The 22,201-nt window shown below is 61.0% G+C and carries 15 protein-coding genes and 1 tRNA gene; 11 read left to right on the forward strand and 5 right to left on the reverse strand.

Going from position 1 to position 22,201, the window contains the following annotated elements; genetic code table 11:
- Positions 1-61 precede the first annotated feature (61 nt).
- Together DWZ22_RS02850 and DWZ22_RS02855 are read right to left on the reverse strand one after the other, a co-directional pair.
- A complete protein-coding gene (locus tag DWZ22_RS02850; protein ID WP_117763638.1) occupies positions 62-1,162 on the reverse strand; it encodes a glycerol dehydrogenase in 1,101 nt (366 codons plus the stop codon).
- A 76-nt stretch (positions 1,163-1,238) separates the two neighbouring features.
- Positions 1,239-2,453, reverse strand: a complete 1,215-nt coding sequence (locus DWZ22_RS02855; RefSeq protein WP_117794788.1) for an iron-containing alcohol dehydrogenase — start codon at positions 2,451-2,453, stop codon at positions 1,239-1,241.
- A gap of 500 nt (positions 2,454-2,953) precedes the next feature.
- On the opposite strand from DWZ22_RS02855, the gene DWZ22_RS02860 reads away from it, so the two are divergent.
- The 4 genes from DWZ22_RS02860 (at position 2,954) to DWZ22_RS02880 (ending at position 7,672) form a co-directional block, all read left to right on the forward strand.
- On the forward strand, positions 2,954-4,030 hold the full coding sequence (locus tag DWZ22_RS02860) for a hypothetical protein (protein WP_117794787.1): 1,077 nt from the start codon (positions 2,954-2,956) through the stop codon (positions 4,028-4,030).
- On the forward strand, positions 4,030-5,073 hold the full coding sequence (locus tag DWZ22_RS02865; RefSeq protein WP_118405363.1) for a hypothetical protein: 1,044 nt from the start codon (positions 4,030-4,032) through the stop codon (positions 5,071-5,073). The genes DWZ22_RS02860 and DWZ22_RS02865 overlap by 1 nt, the downstream gene beginning before the upstream one ends.
- 45 nt (positions 5,074-5,118) lie before the next feature.
- Positions 5,119-7,296, forward strand: coding sequence for a MurT ligase domain-containing protein (locus DWZ22_RS10380; protein ID WP_233546430.1), 2,178 nt, complete (start codon positions 5,119-5,121; stop codon positions 7,294-7,296).
- Positions 7,297-7,595: 299 nt separating this feature from the next.
- Positions 7,596-7,672: transfer RNA gene (locus tag DWZ22_RS02880), tRNA-Glu, on the forward strand.
- A gap of 231 nt (positions 7,673-7,903) precedes the next feature.
- Here DWZ22_RS02880 and DWZ22_RS02885 read toward each other — a convergent pair.
- Positions 7,904-9,991, reverse strand: coding sequence for a glutamine synthetase III (locus DWZ22_RS02885; RefSeq protein WP_117734633.1), 2,088 nt, complete (start codon positions 9,989-9,991; stop codon positions 7,904-7,906).
- A 498-nt stretch (positions 9,992-10,489) separates the two neighbouring features.
- Here DWZ22_RS02885 and DWZ22_RS02890 point away from each other — a divergent pair, with 498 nt between their 5' ends.
- The 7 genes from DWZ22_RS02890 to DWZ22_RS02915 all read left to right on the forward strand — a co-directional run bounded on the left by DWZ22_RS02890 (position 10,490) and on the right by DWZ22_RS02915 (position 17,853).
- Positions 10,490-11,362, forward strand: a complete 873-nt coding sequence (locus DWZ22_RS02890) for a methylenetetrahydrofolate reductase (RefSeq protein ID WP_118405364.1) — start codon at positions 10,490-10,492, stop codon at positions 11,360-11,362.
- Positions 11,362-12,150, forward strand: a complete 789-nt coding sequence (locus DWZ22_RS02895) for a hypothetical protein (protein ID WP_118405365.1) — start codon at positions 11,362-11,364, stop codon at positions 12,148-12,150. Before DWZ22_RS02890 ends, DWZ22_RS02895 begins: the two co-directional genes overlap by 1 nt.
- A gap of 9 nt (positions 12,151-12,159) precedes the next feature.
- Positions 12,160-14,718 (forward strand): homocysteine S-methyltransferase family protein, encoded by a 2,559-nt coding sequence (locus tag DWZ22_RS02900; protein WP_199583425.1) that lies wholly within the window; start codon positions 12,160-12,162, stop codon positions 14,716-14,718.
- A gap of 108 nt (positions 14,719-14,826) precedes the next feature.
- Positions 14,827-16,191, forward strand: a complete 1,365-nt coding sequence (locus tag DWZ22_RS02905) for a PFL family protein (protein WP_117734638.1) — start codon at positions 14,827-14,829, stop codon at positions 16,189-16,191.
- 317 nt (positions 16,192-16,508) lie between these two features.
- Complete coding sequence (locus DWZ22_RS10255) at positions 16,509-16,673, forward strand: hypothetical protein (protein WP_199406600.1); 165 nt, start codon at positions 16,509-16,511, stop codon at positions 16,671-16,673.
- A gap of 5 nt (positions 16,674-16,678) precedes the next feature.
- Positions 16,679-17,395: a methyltransferase domain-containing protein gene (locus tag DWZ22_RS02910; RefSeq protein WP_233502114.1), complete on the forward strand. Its 717-nt coding sequence runs from the start codon at positions 16,679-16,681 to the stop codon at positions 17,393-17,395.
- Between the two features lie 158 nt (positions 17,396-17,553).
- The gene (locus DWZ22_RS02915) at positions 17,554-17,853 is read left to right on the forward strand and encodes a YhbY family RNA-binding protein (RefSeq protein ID WP_006234690.1); all 300 of its coding nucleotides are present in this window, start codon (positions 17,554-17,556) and stop codon (positions 17,851-17,853) included.
- 70 nt (positions 17,854-17,923) lie between these two features.
- On the opposite strand, the gene DWZ22_RS02920 is transcribed toward DWZ22_RS02915, so the two are convergent.
- Together DWZ22_RS02920 and nagB are read right to left on the reverse strand one after the other, a co-directional pair.
- On the reverse strand, positions 17,924-20,923 hold the full coding sequence (locus DWZ22_RS02920) for a BTAD domain-containing putative transcriptional regulator (RefSeq protein WP_118405366.1): 3,000 nt from the start codon (positions 20,921-20,923) through the stop codon (positions 17,924-17,926).
- Positions 20,924-21,371: 448 nt separating this feature from the next.
- A complete protein-coding gene (gene nagB, locus DWZ22_RS02925) occupies positions 21,372-22,100 on the reverse strand; it encodes a glucosamine-6-phosphate deaminase (RefSeq protein WP_118405367.1) in 729 nt (242 codons plus the stop codon).
- Positions 22,101-22,201: the final 101 nt, after the last annotated feature.

The following is a 22,201-nucleotide window of genomic DNA, read 5'->3' on the forward strand; positions in this document are numbered from 1 at the left end:
TTTGCACCATAGCAAAAAGGGGCAAAGCCATCTGCTGGCTTTGCCCCTTCCTTAGCTTGATTTACTCATCCATAAGGTAGTAGTGGCCCAGCGCGTCGGCACCCAGGATGGCGTTTGCGACCATCTCGGGCGTCACCTCAAACGGCATGTTGCACATGGTGTCATCGGGCGCGCAGGCGGCCTCGGCAACAATCATGGCCTGCTCGCGCGTAAGCTCGGCAACGCCAAGTTCCTTCATCGTGACCGGCAGGCCCAGCTCAATGCAGAAGCCCAAGACTTCCTCGAGCTTCTCGGTCGGGGCATCCTCGAGTACCAGCTGAACGATGGTGCCGAAGGCGACCTTCTCGCCGTGATACATGCCGTGGCACTCGGGCAGCATCGTCAGACCATTGTGGATGGCATGGGCAGCAGCAAGGCCCGAGCTCTCAAAGCCAATGCCCGAAAGCAGCGTGTTTGCCTCGATGATGTGCTCGACGGCAGGCGTGAGCGCACCCTTCTCCAGCGCAACTTTGGCCTTGACGCCATCGGCCATAAGCGTCTCGTAGCAGAGCTTGGCGAGCGCCAGGCCGGCCATCCCGCCCTTGCCGCCGGCGCAGGTGCCGCCGTCGGCATCGTGCGTTGCCTGGGCCTCGAAATAGGTTGCGAGCGCATCGCCCATACCGGAAACCGTCAGGCGCACCGGGCTCGCCGCGATAACCGTCGTATCCATAAGGACAATGTTGGGGTTTGCCTTAAGGAAGAGATATTTATCGAACTGGCCGTCGTCGGTGTAGAGCACCGAAAGTGCCGAGCACGGTGCATCGGTCGAGGCGATGGTGGGGCAAATGATAACCGGGGACTCCAGGTAATAGGCGACGGCCTTCGCGGTGTCGAGGATCTTGCCGCCACCGACGCCGACGATGATGTCACAGCCGTTGTCGCGAGCGAGCGCAACCAGGCGATCGACCTCGCCCTTGGAGCACTCGCCGTTAAAGTCCTCAAACAGCAGCTCGGCCTTAGCCTCGGTAAAACCGCCCTCAATCTTGGCGCCGACACGTTTCTTGCCCGAAGGCGTCACGATGACGAGGGCCTTCCCGCCGAGCGGCTCAACGTAGGAGCCGAGCTTTGCAAGCTCATCGGGACCCTGGATATACTTGCTGGGGCTATTGAAAATTGCAGCCATGTTAATCCCAATCTCTAAAGAAAAAGGGCTCCGTACAGCTGTGTGCGGAGCCCCTCATCAGAACAAGGCGAACTGATTAGAACGTGACCGGGGTGTCGGTGTAGACGCACTCGAGCAGCTGCTCCATCTCCTCCTGAGACGGCTGGCGCGGGTTGGAGCCCGTGCAGGCATCGAGGATGGCGTTGGCGGCAACGTCGTGCTTCTTAGCCTCGAACTCATCGTAATCGATGATGGACTCGTCGGCCTTCACGCCCTTGGCACCGTAGTTCTTGATGCCCTGCGGGATGTCGAGCTTGTCGTTGAGGTCGCGAATCTCCTGGACCAGAGCCTCGACCAGCTCGTCCTCGGTCTCGCCGGCGAGGTGCAGGATCTCCTTGGCGATGAAGGCGTAGCGGCTCTTGGCGCGAGCGTCCTTGGCGTTGAACTGGATGACCTTGCCCAGGTACATGGCGTTGGCGCAACCGTGGATGATGTGGTCGCCCTCAAAGGCGGCACCGGTCTTGTGAGCCATGGAGTGGACAATGCCCAGCAGACCCGAGGAGAAGGCGATGCCGGCGATGCACTGGGCGTCGTGCATGTGCTGGCGGGCCTCATGATCGCCCTGATAGGACTTGGGCAGCCACTCGACGATCTCGCGGATAGCATGCAGGGCGTTGGCGTCGGTGTACATGGAGCCAGCGGTGGAGACGTAGGCCTCGATGGCGTGAGTCAGAGCGTCCATACCGGTGTGAGCGCACAGCTTGGCGGGCATGGTGTAGGTGAGCTCGGGGTCGACGATGGCGACATCAGGGGTGATGTTGAAGTCGGCCAGCGGGTACTTGATGCCCTTGGCGTAGTCGGTGATGACGGAGAACGCGGTGACCTCGGTAGCGGTGCCGGAGGTAGAGGAGATGGCGCAGAAGTGAGCCTTCTGACGGAGCTCCGGGAAGGAGAACGGGACGACTGCCTCCTCGAAGGTCTCCTCGGGATACTCGTAGAACAGCCACATAGCCTTAGCGGCATCGATGGGCGAGCCACCGCCAATGGCGATAATCCAGTCGGGCTGGAACTCGGTCATGGCCTCGGCGCCCTTCATGACCGTCTCGACGGACGGATCGGACTCGACGCCCTCGAACAGCTTGACCTCGAAACCGGCCTCCTTGAGGTCGGCCTCGACGTCCTGCAAAAAACCGCCGCGGCGCATGGAGCCGCCGCCGGTTACGATGATGGCCTTGCTGCCCTTGAGGTTCTTCACCTCGTGGCGAGCGCCCTCACCAAAGTACAGATCGCGAGGATTGGTAAAACGTCCCATACTGTGCCTCCTAAACAAGCCCCTCTTAGACTTGCGTATATAACGGAGCACCCGATTGGCTCCGTTAGGACCGTTTTGCGCGTTGCCGGCGATGACAATGCGCGATGTCTTAACGCCTCAACGCTCAGACAAACACTATTTTACCGTTCTGGTTGGTCAGTTATTCATCTAAAGCCGCCAATGATGAAACGTTTTTTCTATCCCTGAAGACCCTTGTGCGGCATCCATACTCCCAAGCTGGGCAAACGTTTTATCAAGGCTGACTACATATCCCGGGCAGGACTGTGCCCCTCCAAAATATGCACCGTTCGCCGCCAAAAATCGACCGTTTGCGGCACCGTGATACCACTCGGTCGTCCAAGGTGCCGACATTTGTGTGACATCCGTCTTCGTGGTGCAAAGGTGCAAGTCCAAGTGCGGCACCCCCGGTGTGCCACATGCGGGTAAACTAGAACCTTATATAGAGATATTTGAACCCTAACCGCAGCAAAGGAGGCCCCATGGCATTCGATCCCATTCAAGAAGATTGCCATCGCCTCGTTCTTGAGGCCTTGCGCCGCGACAATATCCCGCTCACCGACGGCCCCGCCGTCGAGCGTCTGATGGAGCAATTCACCCGCAACCCCGCGCCGCTCATCGTGCACGACCGCGACCGCGCCGGGCATCTGATTGCCAAGGTGGTCGAGGCCGTCGACTACCGCATTCCCTTTATCCCTGACGATGCCCAGGCAGAGCAGGAAGAGGCAGCTGCCGAGAACATGCTTCGCGAGGCGGCCGCACTCGATCCGGCCAACTGGGATGCCCAGCGCATGCTGACGGCACTCACCGCCGACTCCAACGAGTACTACGTGCAGTATCTGGTGTCCAAGTGCGACGAGGTGGAGCACGATCTGGCACTCAAGATCGCCTCGGCGCAAGACCCCTACGAGCGTGAGGCTGCAGGCGACCTGACCCGCCGTCCCTACCTGCGCTGGCTTGCCGCCTTAGCATCGCGCGCGCTCATTAGCGGCCGTTACCGCATGTCACTGGAGGCAGCGAATCGCAGCTTGGACTTTGCGCCCAACGACCCCGCAGGTGTCCGCCACACCGCGATGCTCGCCATGGCAAAGCTCGAATACCCCGTCGAGGAGCTCAAGCGCTTTCGCTCCGCCCACTCCGTCCCCTATCTCGCCAACACGCCGCTGCGCCGTCGTCCCAAGGACGCGGAGCGCGACTTAGACCCGTGGACGCTCATCGCGCTGATGAGCGCTGCCTGGCGCGAGCTAGACTACGAGGGTGCCGAGCACTACCTGCGCATTCTTGCACGCTCGTGCCCCCACGCCGCCGAGGCGCTCTACTTCCAAACCGAGTTTCCCGATGGCGTCTATGCCCGCGTCAACGTGGGGGTGGGCTCCACCGATGAGCTCGTCCTTGCACTGTCCGAGGCGACGCCGGTGCTGCAGGAGGGCCTGGGCGCTCCCGACAACGCCAGCTTTGCCGCCTGGGTCGCCACCAGCGACATCGTGCGTTCCCAGATCGACGAGCGCATCCTGCGCGCAGCCGAGCAGGGGCTTCCATTTAAGGGAGGGAACCTCTAATGGATCCAAGCGTCTACATCCCCGCCTACTTGGAGCGCACCTATCTGGCGTCGCACCCCGAGCTCACCGATGCAGCACGCGAGCTTGTCCATAACGACATTAGCGCGAATCCCCAAAAGTATGCGCAGTCCGAGCATGCCCAGGCACTGCTGTCCTATGCCGGTGTTCACTACCACCTGCTCGACGAGCTCCATCGCATCGAGGACATGGGCAGCGACGAGGAGTTTGAGCAGACGCGCAACCGCCTGTTCGACGATATGCGCGATGAGCTGCTCAAGATCGTCCGTATCGATGCGCTTGCCGTCGATGCCCAGTTGCTCGCCATCATCCTGGCCGACACGCCCGTTGACGCCTGCCTGGGCGACCTGATGAAGCTCGAGGCGACCACGGCCGATTACCTCCAACAAAGCGTGCCCGGGTTCGATATGGAGGCCCCACACTACTGGGCCAACAAGGTTTTGACGGACGGTGTGACGGCGTCAGATCTCACCGTGAGCGAGCCGGCACTTATCGGGTGGCTCCACACGCTCGAGGCCATCTCGCAGCTGTGCATGGCGAGCGCCCGCTACCGCGCTGCCGCCAACTACGCCCGCCGCGTCCTTAAGGCAGAAGGCTATCCCACCCGAGCTGCCGGCACCGTGTTGCTCGCCCTCGCTCGCCTGGAAGACCAGGACGGCTTTTTTGCCCTGGCTCACCAGCTCGAGGAACAGGTGGGGGCCGATGCACTCGAGAACTCCCCCTGGTACCTGCTCGCCCGCACGATCCTCTTGTTCAAAACGAACAAGATGCGTCCAGCGGCGCGTGCGCTGCGTGAGTTCGCTAACCGCTGCGAGGGCGGCGCGTTCTTCTTGCTGAATCCCATGTACCAGACACCGTACCTTCCCTGCCGACCCGAGCCACGCGATCCCTGGGATCTTTCGCACCAGGCCGTTTGGGAAGCGGACGGCATTATCTCGGACACTCCCGACTTTGCCCCCTGGGCCAATGCTTGCGAAGACGTGTCGCAGCTTGCCCAGGAATTTGCGCGCCGCTACGGATTTTAGTGACGCACTCGACCCGACCATGTCGTTTACGTTAGGAACGGTTTCATGAACCTCCGCTCATCTCTTGCCTGCACCTCGAGCGATATCGCTCGCTGGGGACTGCGCTCCGTCCTTAAGCGCCAGGGCGGCGTACTCCCCGGCCGCATCGCCATGAAGATCGACCCCGAGTTGCTGAGCGACCTCGCGGGCCTTGTCGACCGCAGCGTAGTGATCACCGGCACCAACGGCAAGACCACCACCTCCAACCTCATCGCCGACGCCGTTGCTGCCAGCGGTGCTACCGTGGTATGCAACCGCGCCGGCAACAACATGGAACCGGGCGTGGTGGGCGCACTGCTCGAGGCCCGCGGCGGCCTTAAGCACACTGCCAGCGGCAAGCGCGTGGGCGTTTTTGAGTGCGATGAGCTTTACACCGTACGCGTTCTGCCCAAGCTCAAGCCGACGTACTTTGTGCTGCTCAACCTGTTCCGCGACCAGCTAGACCGCTACGGCGAGATCGACCATACCCAAGACGTCATCGCCCATGCGTTGGAGCTCTCTCCGGCAACAACGCTCATCTACAACGCCGACGACCCGCTGTGTGCCGCGATTGCCGCGCGCGTTCCCAATGCAAGCATCGCCTTTGGCATCGACGGCGCCACCAACACCGAGTCCGACCGCATTAGCGACTCACGTTTTTGCTCACAGTGCAACGCACCGTTGGAGTACGACTATGTGCAGTACGGGCAACTTGGCGCCTATCATTGCCCCTCGTGCGGCTGGGCCCGCCCTGGGCTTGTCCGTCGCGTGACGGGCGTGGAGCTCGGCTGCGACGGCTACGGCTTTGACCTGGTCTTTGGATCTGCGCCCGACGCGGCTGCCGTACACATCGCCACGCGCTACAACGGCCTGTACATGGTCTATAACGTTGCCGCCGCCTTCTTTACCGCGCACGAATTGGGCGTGGACGCGGCGCTTCTGCAGCCTACGCTCGATGCCTATGTGCCCGCCGGTGGTCGTATGGGGCGCTGGGATATCGCCGGCCGCACCGTCGAGGCCAACCTGGCTAAGAATCCCGTAGGCTTCGATCGACAAATCCAGTCCATCAAGACGGCCGGCGGCAAACTCTGCGCTTTCTTCCTCAATGACAACGATGCCGACGGCCACGATGTATCGTGGATCTACGACGTCGACTTTGAGCGCATCGCCGACACAACGGGGCTTGTCGCCTTTGCCGGCGGCACACGCGCGCACGACATGCAAGTGCGCCTCAAGTACGCCGGCATCGATGCCGCGATTATCTCGGACGTCGCGCAGGCAATTGGCGCCGTGGCAGACGAGGCCACCGATGACACCTTCTACGCCGTCGCCAACTACACGGCCTTTCCACCGCTGGTCAAGGAGCTCGACGGACTTAAAGACACCGATGCGGCTACGGTTGCTGCCCACGCTGCAAAGTGCACCAATGGCAGTGCCGTCCCCGTTGGCGTCGCGCCAGTCGAGCTCTCGCATCCGCTGCGCATCGTCTACCTGTATCCCGATGCCCTCAACCTCTATGGCGACGGCGGCAACGTCATCGCCCTCGAGCGCCGCTGCGCCTGGCGCGGCATCCCCGTTCGCGTGGATGAGGTCCGCATGGGCGAGGTGCTCGATCTGCATGATGCCGATATCGTCATGATGGGCGGCGGATCCGATCGCGACCAGCTAGCCGTGGCACACGAGCTGCTCGCCCAAAAAGACAAGGTCGCAGCCTATGTTGAGGACGGCGGTTCGCTGCTCGCCATCTGCGGCAGCTATCAGCTGCTCGGCCGTTCGTACTATATGGGCGAAAATCGTATCGAGGGCCTGGGCGTCATTGCCGCCGAGACCGTGCGCGGCTCCGACCGCCTGATCGGCAACGTCGCCGTCAAGACCGACCTGGCGCCCGAGCCCTTTGTTGGCTTCGAGAACCACGGCGGCCGCACGCTTTTGGACGCCGATGCCACGCCGCTTGGAACGTCCGTCGTCACGGGCACCGGCAACAACGGCGACGATGGCTTTGAGGGTCTCATCTACAAGGGTGTCATCGGCACGTACCTACACGGACCGGCACTGCCCAAGAACCCCGAGCTCGCCGACTGGCTCATCGCCCACGCCCTCGAGCGCCGTGGCGACGCACAGGCCGCCGCCCTGCTGCCGCTCAAACCCCTCGACGACACCTACGAGCACGCCGCCCACGACGCCGCGATGAAGCTCCTCCCCTAGCACCCCACCACCACAAAGGGGACAGGCACCTTTGTGGTGGTTTTGACCCGTCCCAGCGGTTTGTCTCAATCTGTAACATCTAGACCGTTAAAAGTCGTCTTACTGTTACAGAATGAGATGTTCGTCCCGACGCCTGCCTTTTGTCTCGATCTGTAACACATAGAGCCGATTTATCAGCCCAGATGTTACAGATTGAGATGTTTGAAAATCGGGATAGAGAGCCAGCTCCTATGTGGTGGTTTTCCAGTTTGCCAACGATATACGCGCCGGCAAAAAAGTCTGCTATACTCTTTCCCGCTGTCCCCATCGTCTAGCGGCCAAGGACGCCACCCTTTCAAGGTGGATATCGCGGGTTCGAATCCCGCTGGGGGCACCATTTGCATTTTGTTCGAACCCGCGCGATGTTAAGTCGTGCGGGTTCGTTTTTCATCTTGGCCTGTTTTCGTTTCGGCACATGTGCGCCAAATGTGCGCCAAAACAGGTTACATCTTTTGAGATGCCTCACACGAAACGCTTGCCCGGCAGCACGTCCATAATAGATCTGAGCAGCAAAAAAGGGGCCTCGCACAGGCGAGACCCCCTTCGCGCGCAAAATCAAACGTGTCTGTTACACGTAGAACAGAATGTCATCGTAGGTCGGAACCGGCCAGTAGTCGGCAGCCACGATCTCTTCCATGGCGTCCACGGCGGCACGCAGCGTATCCATAGCGGGAACAACCTCGTGAGCGTACACGTTGGCCTGCTCCTGGCCATCGAGGGCCTCGGCCTTCTGATGCACGGCGTCGAGCGCCTTGATGGAGTCGTTGATGGTAGTGATGCCGTTGCAGAGCTTATTGAGCGTGTTCTGCTCACACTGCATGGCGGCCTCGGCGCCGGCGGCACGGATAGCCTCAAGGCCCTTAGCGACCTTGGTGGCATAGGCGGTAATGACCGGGCGATAGGTACGGCGTGCCTCGCGAACCATCGTGGTGGCCTCGATGTTCATGAGCTTGTTGTACTTCTCGAGCTTGCAGTCGTAGCGGCACTGAGCCTCGGCCTTGGTCAGGACACCCGTCTCCTCAAAGAGCGCAATGGCCTTATCGGAAACAAAGGCGGGCAGGGCATCGGCCGTGGTCTTGTTGTTGGCAAGGCCGCGCTTCTCGGCCTCAACGGGCCACTCATCGGAGTAGCCGTCGCCAGAGAACAGGATGCGCTGGTGATCGGTCAGGACCTTCTTGCAGTACTCGAGCGCGGCGTCCTGGAACTTATCCTCGGGCGTGCCCTCAAGCGCGTCGGCGAAGGACTTGAGCGACTTGGCCACGGCGGCATCGAGCACCAGGTTGGAGTCGGAGACGTTCTGCTCGGAGCCGCAGGCACGGAACTCGAACTTGTTGCCGGTGAAGGCAAACGGGGAGGTGCGGTTGCGATCGGTGTTGTCCTGCATCAGCTTGGGCAGGGTATCGGCGCCCAGGTCGAGCACGCCGCGCGTGGCATGGACGGAAGCCTTGCCATCGATGATCTTCTCGACAACCTCGGTAAGCTGGTCACCCAGGAAGATGGACATAATCGCCGGAGGAGCCTCGTTGGCGCCCAGACGATGGTCATTGCCGGCCGAGGCAACAGAGGCACGCAGGAGCTCCTGATAGTTATCGACGGCCTCGATCACCGCGGTGAGGAAGACGATGAACTGCAGGTTGTCGAGCGGGGTGTCACCCGGATCGAGCAGATTCTCGGACTCGGTGCCGAGCGACCAGTTGTTGTGCTTGCCCGAACCGTTGATGCCCTCGAACGGCTTCTCGTGCAGCAGGCAGACCAGGTCGTGGCGGGAGGCGATGAGCTTCATCTTCTCCATCATGACCAAGTTCTGGTCGATGGCCTCGTTGACCTCACCGTAGACGGGGGCGAGCTCATGCTGGCAGGGAGCGACCTCGTTGTGCTTGGTCTTGGCGGGAATGCCGAGCGCCCACAGCTCGTCGTCCAGATCCTTCATATAGGCCGAGACGGTGGGGCGGATAGCGCCAAAGTAGTGCTCCTCGAGTTCCTGGCCCTTGCAGGGGGCAGCACCAAAGAGGGTGCGGCCGGTGATGACCAGATCCTTGCGCTTGCGGTAAGCGTCCTTCTTGATCAGGAAGTACTCCTGCTCGTCACCCACGGAAGGAACGACTTTCTTTGGCGTCTTGCCGAACAGCGCCAAAACGCGCTTGGACTCACGCGAGAGCGCGGTCATGGAGCGCAGCAGCGGGGTCTTCTTGTCCAGGGCCTCGCCCGTGTAGGAGCAGAAAGCCGTGGGGATGCACAGGACATCGTCCTTGATAAAGGCGGGGCTGGTGGGATCCCAAGCGGTGTAGCCACGGGCCTCGAAGGTGGCGCGCAGGCCGCCGTTGGGGAAGCTGGAGGCATCGGGCTCGCCCTGGATGAGGTTCTTGCCCGTAAACTTGGTAATGGCGGTGCCGTCGTGGTTAGGCTCGAGGAAGCTGTCGTGCTTCTCGGAAGTGATGCCCGAAAGCGGCTGGAACCAGTGCGCGTAGTGCGTAGCACCCTTGGAGATGGCCCAGACCTTCATGGCATGGGCAACGGCGTTGGCCACATCTAGGTCGAGCGGCTCACCGCCCTCGAGGGTTGCAGCAAGGCGCTTCCAAATGTCCTTGGGGAGGCAGTCCTTCATGACTTCCTCAGAGAACACCATGGTCCCGAAGCGGTCAGTAAGTTCGGCCATACGGAACTCCCTTCGTATCGGCACCGCGTGAGAAGCGGTGTTGATTACTAACGAACGAGCCTTAGCTTAGACTCGCCGTGTTTCCGCGACATTACCGTTATGTTGCTGTCACGAAACCAATCAATGAGGTTACAGCAACACAGGATTATTACCACCCTCAACAGCCAACGAACTGCATAAATTGCAGACCTCCCCGCATGGTTTAAGGGTAGTCTTTTTGGGACGGGGCTTTTTTAGCTACCCATCCGGTATCTTCGAAGCTCAAGGCAATATTTGACATAGGGTAGCTAAAAAAGCCCCGTCCCAAAAAGACTACCCTGGGCAACTGGTTGATGGCTATAGAGGCACGTCCCAAATGAGCTACGTTGTTATAGGGAATGACGATAGCGAAGCATCTTCGATTGGTATTCCCAAATGGCAAGTAAAACTCCAGCGTGGCGCAGCGGTGCTGTAGAATCCTTACAACACATCGCACTAAAGTATCTAAAGGAGCACGATATGCGCGTCGACGAGGTTTTTAAGCAGGCGGCATCCCTGGGCACCGTGCCCGTTTCGTTTGAGATGTTCCCGCCCAAGGGCGAGCTCACCCTCGATACGGCTCGCAAGGTGGCAGGCAGTCTGTGCAAGCTTTCGCCGAGCTTTGTCTCGGTCACCTGCTCTGCCGGCGGCTCGGGCAACGGCGCCACCACCGCCCCCATCGCGCATATGATTACGAGCGAATTCGATACGCCCTCGGTGGCACACCTCACCTGCATCGGCCGCACGCATGCCGATATCGCCGCCAAGATCGATGAGTACCGCACCGCCGGCGTGAATAACATCCTGGCGCTGCGTGGCGATCTCCCTGCCGGCGCGACCGAGGACGACAAGCCCGCCTCCGAATACGCCTACGCCCGCGACCTCATCCCCGAGCTCGTCGACGCCGGCTTTTGCGTGGGCGCCGCGGCCTACCCCGAGGGCCACATTGCCTGCGAGGACCTCAGCCTCTCGGTCGAATACCTCAAGCAAAAGCAGGACTCCGGCGCAAGCTTCTTTGTGACGCAACTTTTCTTTGATAATGAGTGCTTCTACCGCTTCCGCGAGCTTGCCGATAAAGCGGGCATCACGGTGCCCATCACCGCGGGCATCATGCCGTTTATGAGCAAGTCCCAGATCAGCCGCATGGTCTTTATGTGCGGAGCGTCGCTGCCCTCCCCCGTCATCAAGATTCTCGCCAAGCACGAGAACGACCCCGAGAGCCTGCAGGCAGCCGGTGTAGATTATGCCGCCCGCCAGCTTTGCGACCTCAAGGAACACGGTGTCGGCGGTCTGCACCTGTACACTATGAATCGTCCTGCGATCGCCGCGACCATTATGGAGCGCCTGGGGTAATGGAAAAACCGCACATCGATACAACCACTGTCGAAGTGCCGGCCGACCTTGCGTCGCCGGCGCTTTACCGTGTCGATGCTGCGCGCCATCCCCGTGTCGACCGTGCCGAGATGCTGCGCTATCTGGGTTACGGCGGCCAACAGATTGAGCCCGAGCTGTCTCGACGAATTGAGCTTGTGGTCGAGCGCCTAGAACTGGACATTGAGCCCCGTGGCGTGCGACGCGTGTTTGCCGTCGATGCCACGGGCGTCGACGAGCAGGGCGAGCCCTGCATCCGCTTGGTTGGCACCAATGTTGAGCTGCGGGGTCGTGATATCTATCGACATCTCAAAGACGCCCGCTTTGCCGCGCTCATGGCATGCACCCTCGGCATGGACGCCGAGCGTCGCCTGCGCACCACGGGAGCCCAGCAGCCCCTAGAGGGAGCCGTGCTCGACGCCGCGTGCTCTGCCTATGTGGAGGCTGCCATTGAGCAAATGGACCAACAGGTCAAGGCTGCGGCCGCAGCTCACGGACTCGCCGGTAACTGGCGCTTTAGTCCCGGCTACGGCGACTGCCCGCTCTCTGCTCAGCGCTCGATCGTGGATGCGCTCAACGCCACGCGGCTCATCGGCCTTACCGTCACACCCACCAGCCTGCTCATGCCCACCAAGAGCGTGACCGCGGTGATCGGTCTGTTCGACGGCGAGGTCCACGACGCCCAGAGCCGCCCCACCTGCAATATCTGCCGCATGCGTGAGCACTGCCGCTTCCGCGCCGCCCACACCACCTGCTATTCCAGCCATTAGGAGCCATCGATGTTTACTCCGCTTATCACCCATGATTTCGACGGTACCGCGCTGGCAGCGCCCGTCAATACTGCGCGTTGTAACGGCGCCACGTACAAGACGCGCACGATCGACGACCTGCACATTAAGGACGATCGCCTGCGCGCCGCCATCAAGGGCACCGGGCACCTGCTGTTCGACGGCGGCATGGGCACCATGCTGCAGGCGGCCGGCATGAAGGCCGGCGCCCTGCCCGAGCTGCTCAACTTTGAGGAGCCCCAGGTCATCACCGATATCCAGCGTCAGTACGTCGAGGCTGGCTGTGACGTGATCACCGCTAACACCTTTGGTGCCAACGCCCACAAGCTCGACGGCACCGCCACCGTGGCAGACGTCTTTGCCGCGGCCGTCACCTGCGCCCACGAGGCCGGCGCCCGCTACGTCGCCGGCGACATCGGCCCCATCGGCGCCCTGCTGCGCCCCCTGGGCACCCTCAGCTTCGACGAGGCCTACGATCTCTTTGCCGAGGAGGTGCGCGCCGGCGTCGCCGCGGGCGTCGACCTCTTTATTATCGAGACTATGACCGACCTGGCCGAGATCAAGGCGGCAGCCCTCGCCTGCCGCGAGAACTCCGACTTGCCCGTCTTTGCCACCATGACCTTTGAGGAAGACGGCCGCACCTTCTTGGGCACGAGCCCCGAGGTCGCCGCCATCACCCTCGACGCCATCGGCGCCGACGTCCTGGGCATCAACTGCAGCCAGGGCCCGGCCGAGCTCCGAGGACTCGCCGCGCGCATGCTCACCGTTACCGACAAGCCCGTTATGGTGCAGGCCAATGCGGGACTGCCCCGCGTGGACGATGACGGCAATACCGTCTTTGATATCCAGGCACCCGAATACGCCGAGGCCGTCGCCGGCATGATCGAGGACGGCGTGAGCGTCGTCGGCGGATGCTGCGGTACCACGCCGGCGCACATGGCGGCACTTCGCACCCTCATCGACAACCACACGCCCAGCCCACGCCATCGCAAGCCCAGTATGTCGGTCACGAGCGCCCAGACGGTCGTGGACCTCCCCTGCGACGGCCACAAGATCGCCGTCATCGGCGAGCGCATCAACCCCACCGGCAAAAAGCGCCTGCAGCAGGCCCTACGCGACGGCGACCTGGACTACGTCGTAAGCCAGGGCATCAGCCAGCAAGAGCAGGGTGCCGATATCCTGGACGTCAACGTGGGCCTGCCCGAGATCGACGAGGTCAAGGTCATCCAGCAAGCGACCGAGCAGCTCCAAGGCTCCACGCTGCTGCCCCTGCAGATCGACTCCACCGATCCCGCCGCCGTCGAGGCCGCCGTGCGCCGCTATGCCGGCAAGCCCATCATCAACTCGGTCAACGGCAAGCAGCAGATCATGAATGAGATCTTTCCGTTGGTCGCCCACTACGGCACCAACGTTGTCGGCCTCACGCTCGACGAAGGCGGCATCCCCGATACCGCCGAGGCCCGCTTCGCCATCGCCGAGCGCATCGTGGCCGAGGCTGCCCGCTACGGCATCGGACCGGACCGCATCCTCATCGACTGCCTGGTCATGACCGCCTCGACCAACCAGCGCCAGGCCGAGCAGATCCTGCGCGCCATGTCCCTGTGCAAGGAGCGTCTGGGCGTCAAATGCGCACTCGGCGTGTCAAACATCAGCTTTGGCCTGCCTGCCCGCCCGCTTCTGGGCTCGGTCTTTTTGGCCGCCGCTTTTGGCGCGGGCCTGGACGCCCCCATCATGAACCCAGGTTCCAAGCGCTTTATGGACACCGTCTACAGCTATCGCGTCTTGAGTGTCGAGGACGAGGGCTCGACCGGATACATCGAGCGCTACGCCGGCTGGACCGATCCGTACAAGATCGCCGCGAACCCGGCGGCGGCCAAGGCGGTATCGACCGACGCTGCGCCCGCTGCCGGCACCGCCGGCACCGACGGCAACGACGACCCGATTCGTCGCATGGTCGTCTCGGGCCGCAAAGGCGAGATCGCCGCCGAGACCGAGCGTCTGCTGGCAGACCACGACGCCATGGACCTCATCAACAATCACTTTATCCCCGCCCTCGACGAGGTTGGCGTCCTCTTTGACCAGGGCAAGTTCTTCTTGCCGCAGCTTATGGCCTCGGCCGAGGCCGCACGCGTGGGCTTCGACACCATCAAGCGCCTGATGCCCGCCGGCGAGATTGCCGACAAGGGCAAGATCTGCGTGGCCACCGTCAAGGGCGACATCCACGATATTGGCAAAAACATCGTTAAGATGCTGCTCGACAACTACGGATACACCGTCTTTGACCTGGGCCGCGACGTCGATCCGCAGGAGGTACTCAAGACCGTCAAGAAGCGCGATATCAAACTCGTCGGCCTCTCGGCGCTTATGACCACCACCGTCGTGGCCATGGAAGAGACCATCAAGCTGCTTCATGCCGAGGTGCCGGACGTCAAGATCATCGTAGGCGGCGCCGTACTCACCCCCGAATACGCCAAGCAGATCGGCGCGGACTACTACGCCAAGGACGCCGCCGAAAGCGCCCGTATCGCCGAAGAGGTCTTTGGGCGGTAACACAACGGAAACAACCCCGCACCAAAACGTGCCGCACGCGCCACTTGGCACGTGCGGCACGTTAGAATAGAAAAGACTATGCTCGTTTTGGCAGATAGGAGCGCAAGGATGGCGATCACGCCCGCAGAAATCGCGGAAACCCGCGGCATGGTTGAGGAGCAGAACCTCGACATCAGGACCATCACCATGGGTGTTTCGCTCATGGGTTGCGGTGACGAGAACCTCGACCGCATGTGCACGAAGATCTACGACCACGTGACGCACACGGCTGAACATCTGGTCGAGACCGCCGAGAACCTCGAGCGCGAGTACGGTATCCCCATCGTCAACAAGCGCGTTTCCGTCACCCCGGTGGCGCAGATCGCCGCGTGCTGCAAGGATGAGGACCTCACCCCCATCGCGCATGCCCTCGACCGCGCGGCAGAGACGCTCGGCATCGATTACCTGGGCGGCTTCTCCGCACTCGTCCAGAAGGGCATCGGCGACGCCGACCGCCGCGTCATCCAGTCCATTCCGCAGGCGCTCGCCACCACGAGCCGCGTCTGCTCCAGCGTCAACGTCGCTAGCCTGCGCGCCGGTATCAACATGGATGCCGTGCTCATGGCCGCCCAGACCATCATCGACGCCGCCAAGCTCACGGCCGACCAGGATTCCGTTGGCGCCTCCAAGTTTGTCTGCTTTGCCAACATGGTCGAGGACTCCCCGTTTATGGCGGGCGCCGTCCACGGCGGTGGCGAGGCCGACGCCGTCATCAACGTAGGCGTCTCGGGCCCCGGCGTTATGGCCGCAGCCCTGGAGACGCTGCCCGATTCCGCATCGATGATGGAAGTCGCCGAGAAGATTAAGCAGACCGCCTTTAAGATCACCCGCGCCGGCGAGCTCATGAGCCGCGAGGCCGCCCATCGTCTGGGTGTCGAGAAAGGCATTGTCGACCTGTCGCTGGCTCCCACGCCTGCCATCGGCGACTCCGTCGCGCGCATCCTCGAGATCATCGGCGTGGGCACCTGCGGTGGCCCCGGCACGACCTGTGCGCTCGCCATGCTCAACGATGCCGTCAAAAAGGGCGGCGTCATGGCCAGCTCCAGCGTGGGCGGCCTCTCGGGCGCTTTCATCCCTGTGTCCGAGGACGCCGGTATGATCGCCGCCGTCGAGGCCGGTGCGCTTTCGCTCGAGAAGCTCGAGGCCATGACCTGCGTGTGCTCCGTCGGCCTGGACATGATCGCTATCCCCGGCGACACCCCGGTCGAGACCATCGCCGGCATCATCGCCGACGAGATGGCCATCGGCGTCATCAACAACAAGACCACGGCCGTCCGCGTGATCCCTGCCATCGACAAGGGCGTGGGCGACTGCGTCGAGTACGGTGGCCTGTTCGGCCGTGCACCCATCATGCCGGTGAACCCCAACGCCGGCACCGTGCTTGCCCATCGCGGTGGACGCTTCCCGGCACCGCTGAACTCGCTGAAGAACTAGCTGAGGGGTTCGGGCGAGGAGCCCCGGGGAGGGCAAATATATAAGGTCGCCTGCTCGAACAGTCCTGACTCGCACGGAGAGCACATTAAGTGCTCTCCGGCTCGTGCGGAACTCGCGATCGACCTTATATATTTGCCCTCCCCGGGGCTCCCGCACAACGGGACCTCAGTTGGGTTCTATCCCGGTTGCAGTTGCTTCGCTCCTGCACCACTAGGCTGGTGTGGCGGTTTGGCGTTGGATCGGTTCTTTCTGATATATGCTGGTTGCGGCTCTTCTTTTGGGAGGAGTCGCTTTTTTGTTGTGAGGGGAAATGGCCCGTGGCTGATGATTTGATTCATTCTGAGCTGCTTTCCGCGGATTGGAATGGCGAATGGTGCGCTTGCAAGCTAGTCGGCGGCGGGCTGATGATTCTTTTGAATGGGATAAGCGAGCTTGGCATTTTCGGCCACTTGAGACTGCTCCGTATGCCCGGGATTTTATAAAGCTATTGGCGCTTGAGCCCCGCGAGTCGGTGCTGGATATGGGATGTGGGGCTGGGTCGATTGCTATTCCGCTTGCTCAGGCTGGGCATCCTGTGATTGCGGCTGATTTCTCCCCTGCTATGTTGGGCACGCTTGATGCTGGCATTGAGTACTATGGGCTCGAGAATCGCATTACGCCGCTTGAGCTTGCTTGGGATGATGATTGGGATTTGGTTGGACCGGTCGCAAAGGCGGTGGATGTTGCCTTTGCCAGTCGGTCGGTTACGACGACTAATCTAAAAGGTGCGCTTGCCAAGCTTGATCGTACGGCTCGTCGGCGTTGTGCCGTCACGATGGTCGCCAACTCCAGCCCGCGCTATGATCTGCACCTGATGAACGCCATCGGCGCCTCGGTTACCTGCAGCAATGGCTTTGTGTATGCCTTAAATATCCTTATTCAGATGGGTGCGCTGCCGCAGGTCACGTACTTTGAATCGCATCGTCGCGATACCTTCGACAGCCTTGAAGCAGGTGTGGCGGATTTTTCCCGTATGCTCGAGCATGGCAACGAGGATAAGATCGACCGCCTGCGCGACTACATCGCTCAACACATGATTGAGAACCCCCATGCCGGTGAGCCGGGCTCCAAGGGCGTGCCGCAGGGGCGCTATATGCTCGATCATGTCCGCAAGGTTCGTTGGGCGTTTATTGCATGGGAGCCGGTCTCTGCGCCCAGCTCATAGCCTGTTCGCAGCCCGCACCGCCCACTCACTCGGCATCCGCATTCTTTGCGAACTGGGCAAACGCACTCCACACCGCGCCGTTCCTGCGCTATCGTGGGACAGCTCACGTAGATTAAGGCCCCGTCGCGGGGCGCCCCATACATAGAAAGCGAGAACCCATGGCACTGACAGGAGCCCAAGTCAAGCAGCTTCGCAGCATGGCCCATCACCTCAACCCCGCCATCATCATCGGCAAGTCCGATGTCAACGAGGGCACCGTCGAGCAGACGGTCGCCTACCTGGAGAAGCACGAGCTCGTTAAGTGCTCCGTGCTGGACGGCTCCAGTCTTTCCGCCCGCGAGGCCGCCGAAGAGCTCGCTGAGCGCTGCCACGCCGAGGTCGTCCAGGTCATCGGCCGCAAGTTCTCGCTGTATCGAGAGTCCTCGCGCAAGGATATCGAGAAGATCAAGCTCGTCTAAGAGCCAATGATCCGGCGAGCCAACACATAGCAAGCTTACGGGCGCCCAAGTACTTCGGGCGCCCGTTTTTTTATCGCTCGACCAGCACGCGGTTGAGCCGACCCTCCACCAAGCGCTCATATAGACGCCGCGTCTCGGGCTCGGGTACGCCATTGACCTGCTCCCTCAGATGGTGCATATGCCCGCTGTACAGCTCGACGATATCGCGCCTCCGCCCCGCCGCACTGTAGACACGCATGGCACAGCGCACCATATCCTCACGCGCCGTTTCCTGCCGAAGTCCCGACTCCGCCAGCCAAATCGCCGACTGCAGATCGTTTTCTTCTAGAGCGGCATTTGCTCCCTTAATCATGCAATCGATGTACTTTGACTGCATAATGCGTCGCATACGCAAAAAGTAGGTTGGATTACAGCCATTGGGAACATACAGCGGTCCGGCATAAAGCTGCTCAATCTTAAGGCACAGCTCAACTAAATGGGGCCCGCGCGCACCCGTACGATTTCCCAAAACCTCACGGCTTATCTGGTCAAACAGCCGCACATCGGTCTTGACGTAGTCGCCGTTGAGTCCGATGCATTCATTTTGGATGAGTACACACGACTTGCCATCCGGCGTCGGTCCCAAAGCCGACCGCAAGCGCGATATCGTCGAGTACAGGTTGTTACGGGCGCTATTAAACTCGGCATGGGGCCACAGCTCCATTGCCAGCGTCTCGCGGTCGACGAGCGCATCCATGCCCAGTGCAAGCCGCTCGGCAAGCGTCGCCGCCTTCTTGCGGCGCCACATTTTGTCCGTGATGGGAAACCCGTCGCGCTCGGCGCGAAACGCACCAAACATGCGAATCTCGATATGGTCGATGGTATCAACGGCTTCAACCTCGCTGGCCTGGAACAGGCGCTCGCCCTCCCCTTCCAAATCGTCGCGCAGCGAGTACCGCGACAGCTCTCGCACGGGAAGCTTCTTGCGTATCCTGGCCGCCGGCTCGCCCAGACAATGCATGGCAAGGCGCGCAAAGAGCCGATACGACGGCTCTAGAATCCCCGCACGATTCATGGACATCCAGGCCGCAAGGTCGCTGTCTCGGCCCGCACAGGCCAAATGCAGCGCCACCATCCAGGCCTCCGCTCCACCAACCTGTGTCTGGCTTATATCGAGTAACTCCGCTTCCTCGCGCACCGAAACCATCGAGGTGTTACGCAGATACGCCGCGCGCTCCAGCAGCAATGCGTTATCGCGCATGTACGCAATCGACTCCTCGGCAAGTTTGAGCACTTGGACCGCACGGAACTTTGCATTAACCGGCCGTCCCTCTGCCAGCGACTGCCAGCCTTCTAGCAACAGGCCAAACAGCTGAATCTGGTTGTCGCGCATGCGCACGGCAAAACGATCGAGCTCGTTGAACGCCGCGTCGTCGGTTACCGGCAAGCCGGAAAGGAGCCGCCGTGCCGCCAACACCATACGCACCCAGATAGCCATCGCCTTAAGCCCACGCACGTCGAGCGCCTCCCGCACCACCGTCATCTCGTCGTCGCGCTCGTCGGTTCCCGCGAACGACCCATCAAAGAGCTCCACCAGCATGCTATCGGCCCGTGTAACAATCCCCGCAATGTCGAGCTCACAGTCGTAGGCCTTGCTCGTTTTGAGCCGCTGTAGAACGCCGCCGTCATCTCCCCGCTCGGTCAGACAGCGCTTGACCTCGATATGCGCGGACAACATATCGAGTGCAGTATGGGATGTCTCGATTTCTGGCACGGCCAGGTTCGCAGGAAGCCCAAGCCCGTTGTCCCCATAGCAAACAGCCGTCAGTGTCTGGGCCACCCTCCATGAAACAGGGTCTATTTCGCAGGCGGCCCGTTCGCCCCCGCGCTCGATAACCGATGCCATATAGCGAGCGAGCTTTGTATTGGACACGCTGACCGCTGCCAGATATACGCCAAGCGCCTCGGCAGGCGTTGGCTCTGGAGCCGGATCGTCGACATCGATCGTGCCCAGCGCCGCTCGGCAGATATCGGCCCCGTGCCCCGTCAGAGCAAGATCGACCCCATACTGACCAGCAAGTTCAAGGACCGCATCACGGTCCAAAAAGGCGTCCGTCAGGCCCATCGCCGCATCGCATCGGCCCGCCTTAAGCAAAATCCGGGCCGCCCTCGGAACAAGTTCGGGGCGAACCTCGGCCACCAACTTACGCAAACGCAAGCGTCCGTTATCCTCCGTACCCAGACACGTAAAACTCCGCTCGGCGGGGTCCAAGCCAAAGATCGGGTAGTCGCGTACAAAGTAGGACTGGTCGACCATCGACAGCCTCACCCCACAAGCCTCGAGTTCTGCGATATTGCCCTCGCCCATCAAAATCATGAGACATGCCACGCAAAACAGCGCATTATTGTCGAGCGAAGCCAGATCGGCAAGTGCCGCGCCATATACGTTGACAATCTCGTTTTCGAGCAGACCGGCTACGTCGCCTTGGCCATAAAGACCCGTCTGCAATGCTGAAACGAGCTCGGGCACGCCCTGCGTGAGCTGATAAAAGTCGAGCGACGTGCTGATCGAAAACGCCGATGCCCACGCCGAATACTCATAGGCATGCACCTTGAGCATCTGCGCATTGATCTTAACCGAATCGCCCAGCCCGTGAATCAGCTGACGATTTGAAGGACGGCAGGAGATAAAGACCCCTACCCCCATAGCGCGCAGGCCGCGAATCCTGTCGATGAGGTCTTCGGTATCGTGCTGATCGAGGTTTGGCACATTATCAATCGCGATAAGGGAGTGCGGTTTGTCTTTGAGTTCTTCGGTAACCACCTCGAGCTGCATAAACACCTCGCGCCCAATGGCGCGATCGGCCTCGATAATCCGCACGGGGCCTCGCGTCGGGTCGCATTTAACCTCATGGGTGTACTGCAGCAGCACCGAGGTCTTCCCAAACCCGTCGGGCGCATAAAGAACCACGATGCCGGCCTTTCGGCCCTTGGCTATAAGCTCATTCATCAAGCGCTCGCGTCGCACCATATAGCCTCCGCCCAGCGGCATCAGCTCGAGGTCGTCTATACTGCTCAAATCGTTTACCATGCCCGCTCCTCAACTCGACCGTATGGACACTGTAACCGCAAGACCATACAGGCCGCGCTATGAATAGAGCGACCTTGTGCTTTAGGTTGTCTTTTGGTACGCAAGCGGCAAGTTTTTGTACAGCAAGGGCAGATTGTTATTAATCCCCCGACTAATCGGTCTTTAAGCAGGTAAATGAGCTTGTCAGCTTGTCCCATCTAAGCGGCAGTGTAACGTAAATGAACAAGGTTCAGCCATGTCATTCAACTCGCCTAGCACCCGCTACCGTCTACGACCTTTTAGTGGCATTTTTGCATAGAATATGGTATGGGATGAATCAAGCTGTTGGGCATCCAGCATTCGTCAAGCTTGCGGCAAGATCTTGGTCAAGTGGGCGGAAAGGGATAGCAAAAAGGCCCCCGCAATGCGGAGGCCTTAGGCAAGGCTATGTCGAGGTGCAGGATTCGCGCTACTCGCAGAGCGAAAGGGCGGCCTCGTCGGCAACGACAACGCAGTTGGTGTGCAGCTGTAGGATCGAAGCCGGGCACTCGGGCGTAACCGGGCCATAGCACATGTCATGCACGGCCTGAGCCTTGGCCTCGCCGTTGGCGACGACCAGGATCATGCGGGCATACATGATGGTCTGGGTACCCATGGTGTAGGCCTGACGAGGGACATCGTCGATGCTGTCGAACAGACGGCTGTTGGCCTGAATGGTGCTCTCGGTGAGATCGACGCAGTGCGTGCCCTTGGAGAAGTAGTCGTCGGGCTCGTTGAAGCCGATATGACCGTTGTTACCAATGCCGAGCAGCTGCAGATCGGGATAACCGGCGGCAGCGACGACCTTGTCGTACTCAGAGCAGGCAGCGGCGGCATCGGGGTTGGAACCGTCGGGCACATGCGTGTTGTTCAGGTCGATGTTGATGTGATCGAAGAAGTTCTTACGCATAAAGTAGTGATAGCTCTGGGGATCGTCGTGCGAAAGGCCGCGATACTCGTCCAGGTTGTAGGTGCTGACCTCGGCAAAGTCGACGTCGCCCTTCTTGTACCAAGCAGCGAGCTGCTTGTAGGCACCGATCGGGGTAGAGCCGGTGGCAAGGCCCAGCACACAGTCGGGCTTGAGGATAACCTGCGCCGAGATAATATTGGCGGCCTTGCGGCTCATATCCTCGTAGTCTTTAGCTTTAATGATCTTCATTACGCATCCTTTCTCGTACAAGAGAGGCAAGGCTCCCCTTACAAGCACTTGCCCGCGGCCCGCGTCGGCCGCAACCAACGTGTGCGGCCACCAGGGCGAGG

Source organism: Collinsella sp. AF31-11 (assembly GCF_003475605.1).
GTDB lineage: Bacteria > Actinomycetota > Coriobacteriia > Coriobacteriales > Coriobacteriaceae > Collinsella.